The sequence below is a fragment of the Tenacibaculum sp. A30 genome (assembly GCF_051200845.1).
In the GTDB taxonomy this organism is placed as follows: Bacteria; Bacteroidota; Bacteroidia; order Flavobacteriales; family Flavobacteriaceae; genus Polaribacter.
On record NZ_CP195160.1, the window covers coordinates 1,660,349 to 1,674,841 of the forward strand.

A 14,493-nucleotide genomic window follows, 5' to 3' on the forward strand; every position below is an offset into this window, starting at 1 on the left:
TAAAAAAAGCAATCCGAAATGGATTGCTTTTAAGTTTTTATAAGTAAGATAATTTACTACTCTACGTTAAATGTAATAGGTAATGTATAACCAACTCTTACTGGTCTACCTCTTTGTTTACCTGGTTGCATTTTAGGAATTTTTCTAGCTACTCTTTCAGCTTCTTGCTTTAACCTTGGGTGTGGAGCTCTTGCTGCTACGCTAGTAATAGAACCATCTTTGTCAATCTTAAACTGAACATAGATTCTCTTTTTCCCTGGTGATAAACCTAATTCATTAGCCAACTCGGCGTTAAAGTTACGCTGAACATGTCTTTGTAAATTCTTGTTTAAACAGTCTTTCTTTTGTTGTTTTGTACCTGTACATCCAGGAAATACAGGAACTTCTTCAATAATAGCAAAAGGTACATCTTCTATTACTTCTTCTACCTCTTCTACCTCTTCGATGTCTTCAACAATGATTTCTTCAGACTCATCAGTTTCTGTAGATTCGATAATTGTTTCTTCTACTTCTTTTTCGTCTTCTACTACTTCAATTTTTTCAGGAGCTGGTGGTGGTGGCGTATTTGGTTTTGGTTTTGGTGGCTCAATTTGAAGCTCGATTGTTTCTTCTTCAATTTCAGAAGCCATATTTGCCATACCTAAGTCAGCATATTCTTTATCATATGTTTTATTTTCGATAGCAACATACGTTACAAATAAAGCAAAAACCAAACCTATTTGCATAAATAGCTTACTGTAATTTTCTAAGTTTGATTTTGGATTTTTCTTGATTTCCATCCTAAATGTTTTTAATAGTTCGCTAATTTAATTAATTTATTTCAACTTATACAAGCATAATCTTTAAATAGCCTCATTTTTCTTAAAAAAAGAATTATATGCAATAAAAGCTATTAAAATACCCGTCGTGTTTGCGATTAAATCTAAAATCTCTCCTGATCGATGTGATGTGATTGTAACTTGTAGAGTCTCAATAATTATGCCGTAAAAAAAACAACAAAAAACTATTAAATATTTACTAATTCTTGTTGTTCTTAAGGCTATCAACCATACGAAGCTTAGTACAAAATAAGCAAAAGCATGCTTAATTTTATCTAAATGGTTTATCTGTATGGGTGATTTTCCTAGCTTTATTAAACTAAGAATAGCAATACCTAAAGTAATAAGTATTGCTATTGTTGTTAGTTTATCCTTTAATAAGCTCTTGATATTGTTCAGCACTTAATAAATCTGCTACTTGTGAATCGTCTGATAATTTTACTTTTACCATCCATCCTGCTCCGTAAGGATCAGAATTTATCAATTCTGGTTCGTCTTCTAAAGCTTCGTTAAACTCTACTACTTCACCTGATAAAGGCATAAATAAATCTGAAACTGTTTTTACTGCTTCTACCGATCCGAAAACCTCTTCAGCTTCTAATTCTTCATCTAAAGTGTCAACATCTACATATACGATGTCTCCTAATTCACCTTGTGCAAAATCAGTAATACCAATAGTTGCTACACCGTCTTCTACCTTAACCCACTCGTGATCTTTGGTATACTTTAATTCTGATGGAATGTTCATTGTAATTATTTTTTTATTGTGTTTGTTTTAATTTCCTAAGTTATATACTAAATTAATTCCTGCATTAATTGATTGTCTTGGAAAAGTAGTAGAAACCGCATACTCAAACGTTTGATGATTATAATAAAAAGAAGCAGTTAAATTACTTGTTAAATTATAATCGGCGATAAATTTTAATCCGAATAACTTTTCTCCTCCTGTTATCTGGCTATTCTCTTTATCTACACTTCTTATTAACGTTAGGTTGTCTCTTAACGAAACATCTGCTCTTAAATTTATGTCTCCTTTTAAGGTTTCTTTCTTTCCTGTAAATCTGGTGACAAATTTAACATCTCTAATCTTATATCCAAATCCTAAAACATATTCTGTTCCTTTAATATCTGTTAACGTGTTATTGTTAAAGTTTAAAGTTAACGTTCTATCTTTTCTTACTTCTCCTTTAAACGAAATAGAGTTCTTCATTCTGAAATCTACTTTTATTAATGGAGAAAATTCATCAATTAAAGTTGCCGACGAAATTAAGAGTTCTGGTTGATAATTACCAGAAGTATTTGTATTTGTTGTACTATTCGCATCATACTGTAAATTATTGGTGTAATTACCTATAGTATAAAGAGAATTATATCCGTGTGATAAGGTAAATGAGCTAAAGTTTTTCTTAAACCATTTGTACTTCATAAATCCGTTATAACGCAGAGTCCAGTTAGGGATTGGAATGTTTTTAAAGATTCCTGTACTTACCGAATTAGGACTGTTACCCGAATATGCTGCAATAAATGCTGGCAACATTGCTTGTTGTCCGTTTGTTTTAAATCCTGGATCGCTGTTAGCCGGATTGGAATCGTTAGCAGTTATACCTTGCTCATTGGCTAGTCTTCCTGAAATTTCTTGTCTGTAATCTAAAAAGTTTTGATACAAGGTTTCATTATCTGTAAAAACAGTTCCTAACATAAAGTGACTGATACTGTAATTACCCGTTTCAAAAGGTTTGATATTAGGATCTTGCTCAAAACCTCCACTTCCGTTAGAAACAACATCTAACTGTTGTGTTAAATTACTTGTTTGAATTCTGTTTCCTTGTAAATCGATAGTTAAGTCTCTAAACGGTTTTACTGATACGGTATAATCTAGCTTTTTATATCTTGTCTTGGCGTAGTTTTTACTGTAATATTCTTCGCCGTCATTTCGGGTGATTAACCATCCGTTTTCAATTGCTCTATTTAAAATATCTGTTTGACTACCAAAAACAAATCCTAAAGTTGGTGCTAAACCTCCATCATAACTATTTCTTCCTAAGAATCCTACCGAAGGTTTGTACCCTTGTAGTAGTGTTCCGTTATTTTGAGCATAACTTATTTTTGCTCTTTTTACTGATGTTAAAACATCGTACAATCCCTTTCCTAGTTTTTGTCCGAAAGTAGCTTTGCTTTTTAACTTTACATTTTGTGCTACTTGATTCCCCCCTAAAGTAGCTGTTCCTTGTTGAGCTGGTTGTTTTTTTGCTCCTTTTAACAACAACTTATCTACCCCAATAATTTTATAAAAACGTCCAAAATCTATATTGGTATTTAGGTTATGAGTATTCGCATTTTGAATCATGTTTCCAACTTCTTCAATATAACTTTGCGAACCTGCTTTCCAATCAAAGTCTGCTGTATAACCATAATCAGCATTAATAAAGGTCAAAAAAGGAAACTTATCTAATGGCAATTTATAGGTTGCGTTTAGTTTTTGATGATAATTATCGGGTCTACCAATACTAAAAAACTGATCGTAAACTTCTAGTTGTTCATCTTGTCCAAAACTATCATATATATAGTTGTTCGTTGCGTTGAAATTTAACTGTAACGATTTTGTTAAATCAAAACCGATTGTATAATCCCAGTTAAATAAAAACCTACGCTGTATAAGTTCTGGTTGCGGTGTTAACCCAATATCTTGAATTAAATTTCGTGATTGTTGGCTATTGTAATTTCTATTAATTCTTGAATTTATCGCTAAGGTTTTAGGTACTGGATTAAAGTTTAAATCTTTTATAAATTGTAAATACCTGCTCTTAAATCCTTCTGAATTTTTAAATGGTTCTATAGAAAAAGGCACAAAATTGAAGTTGTAACTAGCTCCTGCCATTACATTTTTATTCTCGAACTTTTCAATATTGTAATCTTTATGAAACTCTTCGCTGTGTGCATAAGAAGCAGAGAAATTTTCTACATCGTAAAACTTTGGCTTTTTCTTACTCTCTGGATTTCTGTTTTTCTTTACATTGATAAAACTAATGCTTTTTCTTCTTGTATAATCTTGCGCATTTTTACTATTCGGGTTTTTATCAATCGCATCTTTTAATTCTACATCTTGAAACTGCGGATCATATTTCGGATCTCTGAATTCTTCTCCATACGTATAGCTCATAGGTACTTGCATGTTCCATTTTTTAGGCATCATTTTACCTAACTGAACATTGGTTGCTACACTATATTGTTTAACCTCTTCAATACTTCGTTGCTGAACTCTATCTTCAACATTACCAAAACCAACGGTAGACATTCTTCCTGCTAAAGAAACATCTAACACATCAGCCATGTTTGCATCGGCATTTACTACAGCTGCCCAACCTCCTTTATTATCAAAACCTACGGCACGCAATTCGTTAAACCAAACTTCTACTGATTTTGGAGAAGCTGTCTTGTTTTTAACTCCCAACATTATGGTTCTTATTTGCGCCAATGTCGGATTTCCTTTAACCGAAATATCCAATCCTTTAGAGCTTACACCAGCAAAAATGTTAGAAATAGGATCTCCTGTTGGTCGTTGGATTTTAAGGTTTGCTAATTCTTCAAGTAAAATATCTAAGTTGTTTTCAGTTGGCCAAATATCTGTATCGATAGAAGCATTTGATGCTGATATTTTTAATGGCTTTTCAATTTGATAGTAATTATCGTTTAAGTCGGTTCCTAAACGGATAATTGCAACCATATCGTCATCACCTGCTCCTTCTGGGGTATTCGGACTTTCGGCATGTAAAAACATACGTAAGTTTTTATACCTACGCATATCAATGCTAATATTTTTATAAATCGTTCGCGCCTGATCAGCTTCTAAATCGGTAACTCTTAAGGTTACAGATTGCTCATTCTGACGTTGAATTCTATTCGTTCCTTGTAATTCTTCTCGTTCAATTCCTGGAGGCAACGCGTAACGTTCTGGGTTTTGTTCAATACTTACAACTCCTACTTCAAACTTATTTAAATCTACTGTTTGTAAAGGAACTGGTGTACCTGACTCTGGTAAAGTTTTGGTATATCTACGCCAATCTCCTCTAACCAATTCGAACTCTCCGAAACGTAAAACTACTGGCATTTTAAATCCTGCAAGAAACATTCGTATAAAACGGATACTGTTAAAATCGGAAATACCATTAATACGTTGAAAGTCTTCTACATTTCTTACCGGAATTCTAAATTGATACCATTTAACATCTCTCTCTGCTCCATTAAGTAATGTTACTCTTTCATTCTTAACATCTATAATGTGATTTTTATTTGTTCTTCCTGCTAAATCATTATTGTCTTGAGGTAAATCTGTTTTATTTAATGAAACTTCGTACTCAAAATAACTATTTACAGGATTCATCGTTTGATCCTTATTGATGTCTTCTGTATCTGGATAAGTGGTTGATGATGTTGGATACGATTCTCCTGATTGACTTGCCGTTGGCGAATTCCCCTCTGTACCGTTATAGTTTTTATAACGTGATAAAACCGAAGGATCAGTACTTTCAATTGCTCCTCCTCTAAAAAATTGGAAATTATCTCCTGCCGGATCATCTAATCCTGCAAAAGCAGGAAACTTTGCTCTTTCTTCTTCATCGCTCAATCCATCTAAACCAACATCTTGGTTTGTTCTTGCATCGTTACTAGAATCAAAAGCATATATGATTGATGGATTGATAGGTGTGGTTCCCCAAATAGATGTTTCAACATTTCCTCCATCTACTTTTTGTCCATCTTCAGGAAGTCCATTTTCGTACTGTTTTCTTCCGTCTTTTAAAATATCTTCAGAAACATTTCCTAAGTTAATAAACAGCTTTCCTACTCGGTTAGTTGGGTCATCTGGATTAACTCCTGCTGGCAATCCTTCTTCCGCAGTAATTGAATAATTATCATACGGATCCATTAACCAAAACTGAATGTACTCTACGTTTGCTTGCTCAAAATTATTGGTGGTTAATGCTCGCATAATACCTCCCCAGCGCTCTTCTGGCAACACAGTGTTAGCATTTTCATTATAGTTATACGGCCCCCTTTCTGCAGGATAGTAGGCTAAATCTAATGTACGAACTAAATTTTGCTGCGTAATATCTAAATCTGTTTCAGGAAATAACTCATTGTAACGTATTTGACGAACTTCATCTCTCGACAACTCATTTTCATCAATATTACTTGGTCTGTTTCCGCTTCCGTAGAATAACTGATCAACATTATACCATGCTAATTTTCCTCTTTTATAATTGTATTCTAAGCCAAAAGCACCACCATCAAATCCTTGCGATTCTGGTGTACTTGCTAAAAACCATTGTTGTGGCGAACTTAAGTTGATTGGAATTTGAGAAGCTTCAAAATCATCTAAATATGAAGTTGCTGTACCGTCTACATTAATTCCACTTGGAGCACCTGGTAATAAATAAGCCATATCTGCTCTTACCGAAACATTTGAAGGTACTTCGGTTTCTACGAATGGCAGTTTGTTTGCTAATTTAGTTAAATAAGGTACTTCAGAAGAGTAATCTAAATTTAACCCTAACATGATATTATCAATAGGCTCTCCACCAAAATTTACTTTAGGTGTGATAGGTTTTTCGCTAACATTTAAGAAGGTTCCTCCTAAAATAAAATCGTCTGAAAAACGATGCTCTATATCTACTCCAATAAACGTTTTTCTTTGTTGATTAAAAAAGGTGTTGTTTTCTACGGAAGCATTAATTGGAATTCCTGATGCTTCTAAACCTGGATCTAAAATTTGTACACGACCTAACTGGTAATCTACCACGTAATCAACTCCTTCAACTAGTTGTCTTCCTCCTGCAGTAACACGTACTGAACCTCTTGGAACATTGAATGCTCCTAAAGAAATTCCTCTACTAGTTTCCGATTTAAAATATCCTTTTAAAAAGAATTTATCTAGATTTTGATATTCGTTTTTTGCTTGAATCTTAGTAGTTAAATACAATTCCTCAAAACCATATTTTTCTTGATCTAACGGATTCGTTAACTTTAATAATAAATCTTCTCCAAAGGGTTCTGGTTCGGGAAACAAAATGTATCCTCTTTCAGAATTTACCGTAATTCCTTCTACATAATCAAAAAAACCATCTCCATTCGTAACTGCATACTCACTTTGGTCTAGCTTATCTAAATTCAGTAACCTTAATAAAGGCTCATTCTTTAACGCCGTAGTTGTCGCGTTTTGTAAGGTGTTTTGTAGTGTTCCTGTTTCGTCATCGCGATACAATAACTCAAAACGAAAACCATCACGTTGTAATGGAAATGCTCCTAAAGCGTACACGTTTTTCATCATTAAACGCCATGTAGGGAAAGGCTCACCAGGATTCGTTGGTGTTGATGTTCCTGGACGTACTGTATTTAAAATTTCACTACGTAATAATTTTACGGCAATGTTTGATGGCGCTACAATTCCGTCGTTTGAAAATTCACCTACTCTAAAAACTGTTTCGTTATTAGATGCACCAACAACAGTATACTCAAAAGCTACTGCTAAAACTTCTCCGTCGTTTAATCGTCGGTTTAACGAAATAAACCCTAACTGCGGATGTAACTTAAACTCATTAGGTTGCAACCTACGAGCATTTTGTAAATATGTATAGTTAAAACCTTGTCGGGCCGGAACACCAATACCGTTTATGGCATTATCTACCGTTGCAACATCTCTAATTCCTCCACTAGTAGCAGTTAATAAAGAACTTAAATTGTTTACTCCGTTATATGGTAAAATCGCAGAATTAGCAGATATTGCTCCTGGTGTGGTAATAATTTCAGACGGATTCACCTCGTTGTCATCATCTGACTCTCCTAAATCGGCAAAAGCAACAATGCTACGATAATCGCTTACATTTTGGTTTCTATTCGTTACCCAAACTTCTATACGAGTAATGTTTATCGGGCTATTAATTAGCGGGTATCTTTCTAATGCTTTTGAGTAATTTTCTCTAAAATATTGCGATAAGAAGAAGTGACGATCATTATCATAATCAGAGGCTCGTAACTCAAAAGGTTCGATCGTTGCGCCACCTTCGGCTATTACCGTTTTAGACTGTGAATTTTGTTGTGAAAAAGCAGCTGTAACATACGTCTTACCAAATTGCAATTGTGTTTTTACTCCAAATAACGATTGCGCTCCATTAATTAATGAGTTTTTAATCGGCATACTAATATTACCCGCTTCAATATTTCTTATAATATCGTCTTCGGTTGGTGTGTACTCTAGTTTTATAACATTTTGAAAATCGAAAGTAGACTGTGTATCGTAATTTGCGGTTACTTTTAATCGCTTCCCTACTTTGGCTTGTATACTCGCACTAATTTGTTGATCAAAATCAAACGTAAAACTACTTTGGTTTTCTACAGAAATTTGAGGATTCTCGTTATTTTGATAAACTCCTCCTAATTTGATATTAATTTGTCCTGTTGGATTTACCTCAACTGTATTTCCACCAAAAACAGATTCAAAAAATTTAGAGTTTACATAATATTTTGGAAGTAAGTTTTTACGAGCAGCATCACTTCCTTTTTTCTTCGGATTGGTAGCGTCTACCTTTTCTTTGAAGTAATCTTTTAAATCGTTTTTTAAACGATACTCGTCATACTCTTTTGGTGTCATAAAAATAGGAGTTCCTACGTAGTAATCTCCTACTTTTTCAACAATCATAAACTTATTCAACACCTTATCATAAGTAACTACTTTTTGACTAGGGTTACTTAAAAAAAGAGCGCCGTTTTGGTTATTTTTAAAATTATATTTGAGAGGAACAACAGTATCTTTCTTAACAGTTTTTGTACTATCGTTTTGCGTATTTTGCGAAAACGAAACAACACTTACTAAAAAAGCAAGCATTGTTACTAGTCTGTTCATAACTGATTTTTCCAAACTTTTTTATAATTTTTTCAACGCCTGCTTTATAAGTATTTCAACACTTGCATCAGGTGTTTCTTTTAATATTCCCCCTATTACTTTATCGGCCTGCTTCCTAACAAAGCCAAGAACCTCTAAAGCAGATAACGCTTCTTCTTTATTTGTATTGTTCTGTACTACAGAAACTTCATCAAGATCAAAAGTTTTTAAAACTTTATCTTTTAAATCGACAATAACACGTTGCGCTGTTTTTGCTCCAATTCCTTTAACTGATTGTATTAGTTTTACATCTTCTGAAGCTATAGCTTGTTGAGCTTCTTGAGAAGTCATTGAAGACAACATAGTTCTTGCGATACTTGGTCCTACACCTGAAACTGAAGTTAATAATAAAAACACTTCTCGTTCCATCTTGGTTGAAAAACCATATAACGTATGTGCGTCTTCCCTAATAGATAAGTGTGTGTATAACAACACATATTCATCATTTGGTAATGATGAATATGTGTTTAGTGAAATATGGAGTAAATATCCTACCCCGTTACAATCTACAACGGCGTATGTAGGATTTTTCTCCACAAGCTTCCCCCTAATTTGTGTTATCATCCAGCGATTTTTTTCTATTAGTCTAAAATAGACAAAATTATTTTTTAAAAAAAGTTTCCTAACCCATTAAGAGTTCTGAAGAGCTTTCTTTTTAGCTTTCATTTCTTTGTTCTGAGCGTCAACAACTGCTACGGCAGCCATGTTTACCATTTCATCTACACTAGCACCTAATTGTAAAATGTGTACTGGTTTACTCATTCCTAATAAAATAGGCCCTATAGACTCTACTTCATCTACAGCTTTCATTAATTTGTACGTAATGTTTGCTGATTCTAAGTTAGGGAAGATTAAAACATTGGCTCTTTTTCCATTTAATTTAGAAAACGGGAATTCTTTAGCTAATAACTCAGGATTCAACGCAAAATCTGCTTGTAATTCACCATCAACAACAACATTAGGGTAATTACGGTGGATATATGAAACTGCTTCTCTTATTTTGGCTGAACTTTCAGATTTAGATGAACCAAAGTTTGAAAAACCTAACATTGCTACGTTTGGCTTCATTCCAAACATTTTAGCTAATACTGATGTTAACTGTGTAATCTTAGCTAAATCCTTCGCTGTTGGATTGATATTAATCGTCGTATCTGCCAAGAACATTGGTCCTTGCTTAGTTAACATCATGTTCGTAGCCGCCACTCTTGTTACTCCTTGATCTTTCTCAATCAATTCTAACATTGGCTTTACTACTGACGGATACGGTCTTGAATATCCTGTAATCAATGCGTCTGCTTCACCAGAATTTACCATCATTGCAGCAAAATAGTTACGTTCACGCATCCATTTTTGAGCTTCTAAAAACGTAACTCCTTTACGTTGTCTTGTTTTCCAGAAAGCTTCAGCATAACGATTTCTTCTAGCTTCTTCTTCATCTGTTTTAGGATCGATAATTGGAATATCAGCATCAAAACCTAACTCAGTTTTTAATTCTAAGATAATCTCTCTTCTTCCTAATAAAATTGGATGTCCAATTTTTTCTTCATAAACTCTTTGTGCTGCTTTTAACACATCTAAATGATCTGCTTCTGCAAACACTAATCGTTTTGGAGCTTTCTTAGCTCGGTTATGCAACATCCTAACCTCTTTACTTCCAGTCCCTGAACGATCCATTAACTCTTCACGGTACTTGTCCCAATCTTCAATAGGCTCTTGAGCTACACCAGAATCCATCGCAGCTTTCGCAATTGCTGGAGGAATTTCATAAATTAATCTTGGATCAAATGGTTTTGGAATGATGTACTCTTTTCCGAAGGAAAGACTTACCTCATCGTACACAATATTCACTTGCTCTGGCACTGATTGCTTAGCTAAATCTGCCAACGCATGTACCGCAGCAATTTTCATTTCTTCGTTAATCTTTTTAGCACGAACATCTAATGCTCCACGGAAAATAAAAGGGAATCCTAACACATTATTCACCTGATTAGGATGATCTGACCTTCCTGTTGCCATGATGATATCATCTCTAGTAGCAATTGCTAAATCGTAATCAATTTCTGGTTCTGGATTCGCCATTGCAAAAACAATAGGGTTTTTTGCCATAGACAACAACATCTCTGGAGAGACCACATTTCCTTTAGATAAACCGATAAATACATCTGCATTTAACATGGCTTCTTCTAAAGTATTCACATCTACATCTGTAGCAAACTCCGCTTTTTGAGAGGTTAAATTCTCATTATCTTTTCTGATAACACCTTTACTATCACACATGATTACGTTTTCGCGTTTAGCTCCAAGAGCTAAATACAAACGTGTACATGAAATAGCTGCTGCCCCTGCTCCGTTCACCACTATTTTAACATCTTCGATGTTTTTTTCATTAATCTCTAATGCATTTTTTAAGGCTGCAGCAGAAATAATTGCAGTTCCGTGTTGGTCGTCGTGCATTACAGGAATATCTAATTCCTCTTTTAATCTTCGTTCAATTTCAAAAGCTTCTGGAGCTTTGATATCTTCTAAATTAATTCCTCCAAAAGTAGGAGCGATTGCTTTTACTGTTTCAACAAATTTATCTACATCTGTTGCGTCAACTTCAATATCAAAAACATCAATATCAGCAAAAATTTTAAATAACAATCCCTTTCCCTCCATTACAGGCTTGGATGCTTCAGGACCAATATCTCCCAATCCTAAAACCGCTGTTCCATTTGAAATAACAGCCACTAAATTGCTTTTTGAAGTATATTTATAAACGTTGTTTTTGTCTTTCGCTATTTCTAAACAAGGCTCAGCAACACCTGGTGAATACGCTAATGATAAATCGTGTTGAGTTGCGTATTTTTTGGTAGGTACTACTGCTATTTTTCCTGGCTTCGGTTTGGCATGATAAAGTAAAGCTTCATGCCTTTTTCTAGAATCTCTCATAGGTTCGTTCTTGTTTGTTTGAACTTACAAATATACATTTTGTTTGTTAAGTAAAAATAATTTACTATCCGATAAAAGTTATAGTACTCCTTATACTATTTATGTTAAATTTAAGAGTTACAGAACATCAATCAAAAAAAAATGGACAACCTGACAAAAGTCATGTTTAGTATTTCTTTTTCTCCTCAACTTTGTCCCAACCTTAAACCAATAGAAAATGGAAACCACACAAAGACACATTATTGATGAAGAAGTACAATGGGACAAAACTAAGACTATTGTAAGTAAAACCGATATCTACGGAACAATTTTATATGCTAATGATGTTTTTTCTAACACTTGTGAATATAGCACCATTGAATTAGTAGGAGAACCTCACAACATTATTCGCCACCCAGACATGCCTAAAGTAGCTTTTAAAGTGTTATGGGATGCGTTAAAAAAAGGTGAGAACTTTCATGCTATCGTTAAAAACCTAACAAGAACTGGAAGATACTATTGGGTTATTACCGATTTTACTATCGATAAAGATGAAAACGGTAAAACTATAGGGTATACTGCAAGAAGAAAAGCGGTACCTGATGGTGTTGTTAAAAAGATTGAACCTATTTACAAAACTCTTTTAGATATTGAAAAATTAAAAGGAGAGAAAGCTAGCGAAATGTATTTTGATGCCTACTTAAAAGAAGAAGTTGGTAAAACTTATAATGAATTTGTGGTTGATCTTTTTAACGAAGAACTTTCTAAAGAAGAAGCTGAAAAAGTTAAAAACGAAACAAATCCTTTAAAGAAAGGTTTGAATTGGTTCTTCTTTGGAGATACCAATCCTTCATAAAAACATAAATATCCCCAATAATCCCCTTTAAAATGTTTTTGATAGGGCTGAAGCTTTTGTTTCAGCCCTTTTTTATTTTAATAAATCTTCTCTTTTTCCAACTGTTCTTATCTAAAAAATAACACATTTCTATCATTCTCCTAAAAACCTAACACATTCCTATACTGATATTTAACTAAACCTAAATAAAGCTTTGTTTTTAAACAAACCATAAAATTTTTTGATACAAAAAATCTTATCTTTGCTCCCCAATTGCAAGTAAAACCACCCCGAATAACTATTAAAACAAAAAACAAATGGACACAAACAACGCTCTTAGACCATCTAAAGTCATAGACGAGGAGGTTAAATGGGATAAGTCTAAAACTATTATTAGTAAAACAGATACTGTAGGAACTATTTTATATATGAATGATGCTTTTGAAGAAGCTTCTGAGTACAATAAAATAGAGCTTATTGGAGAACCTCACAATGTTATCAGACACCCAGACATGCCTAAAATTGTATTTAAGGTATTATGGGACAACTTAAAACAAGGAAATAACTTCCACGCTATCGTTAAAAACTTAACAAGAACTGGTAGATACTATTGGGTTATTACAGATTTTGATGTTGAAAAAGACGAAAAAGGAAAAATAACTGGTTACACCGGTAGAAGAAAATCTTTACCTAATAGTGTTGTAAAAAAAATTGAGCCTTTATACAAAACTCTTTTAGAGATAGAAAAAGTGAAAGGTGAAAAAGCTAGTGAATTATACTTTAACTCTTATTTACAAGAAGAAGTAAACTCTTCTTATGACGATTTTGTTTTAAAATTGTTTGAAGATAGTGGAGCTGCTGACTCAAAAGAAGTTATAGCTCAAGATAATCCTAAAGAAGGAGGAATTATCAAAAAAGGAATTAATTGGTTTTTCTTTGGAGATACCAACCCTAAATAAATTAAAAATAAAAGCAGGTTTAAAACCTGCTTTTATTTTTTTAAGAAATTAATATTTCTTGTCAGTCCTGAAAACTTAGTGCGCTTTACTGCTGATTTTTTAAATACCTTACTAAACGTTTCTTGCGTTAATTCTTGCCAATCACGTTTTGTCATATCTAACAAACTCTCTTGCGGTGCAAACAACGACTCTTCATGTGGTTTAGAAAAACGATTCCACGGGCACACATCTTGACACACATCGCAACCAAACATCCAATCTTGTAGCTGTCCTTCAAATCCAGTAGGGATTGCATCCTTTAATTCAATTGTTAAATATGAAATACATTTACTTCCATCTACCGTGTTATTAGGTAAAATGGCTTGTGTTGGGCATGCATCAATACAACGAGTACAACTACCACAATGATCTGTCTTAAAAGGAACATCGTATTCGAGTTCTAAATCAATAATCAATTCAGCTAAAAAGAAAAAGGATCCTTGCTGTTTTTGGATTAATAACGAATGTTTTCCATTCCAACCTAATCCTGATTTTGTTGCCCAAGCACGTTCTAACACAGGAGCAGAATCAACAAAACAACGTCCTGAAACCTCTCCTACTTCATCATTAATCAACTGTAATAATTCTCGTAATTTATCTTTTATGATATGATGATAATCTTGTCCGTAAGCATATTTAGAAATCTTATAACTTCCTTCTTGCTGAACTTCCGAAGGAAAATAATTATACGATAAAGAAATTACTGATTTCGCCCCATCTACCAGCAGTCGTGGATCTAAACGTTTATCAAAGTGATTTTCCATATAATGCATTTCACCGTGATATCCATTTTGCAACCATTGCTCTAAACGAGGTGCTTCTTCTTCTAAAAAATCAGCTTTTGCAATACCACAACCTAAAAAACCCAAGCGTTTTGCTTGTGCTTTTATAAAATTTGAGTATTGCTGTTTCTTATTCAAAATACATGGTTTTATCGCCGCAAAATTACCAAAAGAAAAATTATAATTTTATTCACTTTCTATTTACAAATAAATG

Annotated in this window: 9 protein-coding genes; 2 read left to right on the plus strand and 7 right to left on the minus strand. The window is 33.6% G+C overall.

The annotated features are described in order from the left end of the window. Window positions 1–56 precede the first annotated feature (56 nt). From ACR9ES_RS07990 to ACR9ES_RS08015, 6 genes are all read right to left on the minus strand, one after another. Window positions 57–779 (minus strand): energy transducer TonB, encoded by a 723-nt coding sequence (locus ACR9ES_RS07990; RefSeq protein ID WP_299002499.1) that lies wholly within the window; start codon window positions 777–779, stop codon window positions 57–59. A gap of 63 nt (window positions 780–842) precedes the next feature. Further along, window positions 843–1,220, minus strand: coding sequence for a VanZ family protein (locus ACR9ES_RS07995; RefSeq protein WP_435253823.1), 378 nt, complete (start codon window positions 1,218–1,220; stop codon window positions 843–845). Then, the gene (gene gcvH / locus ACR9ES_RS08000; RefSeq protein WP_435253824.1) at window positions 1,186–1,566 is read right to left on the minus strand and encodes a glycine cleavage system protein GcvH; all 381 of its coding nucleotides are present in this window, start codon (window positions 1,564–1,566) and stop codon (window positions 1,186–1,188) included. The genes ACR9ES_RS07995 and gcvH overlap by 35 nt, the downstream gene beginning before the upstream one ends. A gap of 27 nt (window positions 1,567–1,593) precedes the next feature. Continuing rightward, window positions 1,594–8,715: a cell surface protein SprA gene (gene sprA, locus ACR9ES_RS08005; RefSeq protein WP_435253825.1), complete on the minus strand. Its 7,122-nt coding sequence runs from the start codon at window positions 8,713–8,715 to the stop codon at window positions 1,594–1,596. 21 nt (window positions 8,716–8,736) lie between these two features. Then, a complete protein-coding gene (gene ruvA / locus ACR9ES_RS08010; RefSeq protein WP_435253826.1) occupies window positions 8,737–9,318 on the minus strand; it encodes a Holliday junction branch migration protein RuvA in 582 nt (193 codons plus the stop codon). A gap of 66 nt (window positions 9,319–9,384) precedes the next feature. Beyond that, window positions 9,385–11,685, minus strand: coding sequence for an NADP-dependent malic enzyme (locus ACR9ES_RS08015; protein ID WP_435253827.1), 2,301 nt, complete (start codon window positions 11,683–11,685; stop codon window positions 9,385–9,387). A 217-nt stretch (window positions 11,686–11,902) separates the two neighbouring features. Here ACR9ES_RS08015 and ACR9ES_RS08020 point away from each other — a divergent pair, with 217 nt between their 5' ends. Both ACR9ES_RS08020 and ACR9ES_RS08025 read left to right on the plus strand, forming a co-directional pair. Beyond that, window positions 11,903–12,520 (plus strand): PAS domain-containing protein, encoded by a 618-nt coding sequence (locus ACR9ES_RS08020; protein ID WP_435253828.1) that lies wholly within the window; start codon window positions 11,903–11,905, stop codon window positions 12,518–12,520. Window positions 12,521–12,816: 296 nt separating this feature from the next. Next, on the plus strand, window positions 12,817–13,458 hold the full coding sequence (locus tag ACR9ES_RS08025; RefSeq protein ID WP_435253829.1) for a PAS domain-containing protein: 642 nt from the start codon (window positions 12,817–12,819) through the stop codon (window positions 13,456–13,458). 32 nt (window positions 13,459–13,490) lie between these two features. Here ACR9ES_RS08025 and queG read toward each other — a convergent pair whose 3' ends face one another. Beyond that, window positions 13,491–14,417 carry a tRNA epoxyqueuosine(34) reductase QueG gene (gene queG / locus ACR9ES_RS08030; protein ID WP_435253830.1) on the minus strand — a complete coding sequence of 309 codons (927 nt, stop codon included), beginning with the start codon at window positions 14,415–14,417 and terminating at the stop codon, window positions 13,491–13,493. Window positions 14,418–14,493: the final 76 nt, after the last annotated feature.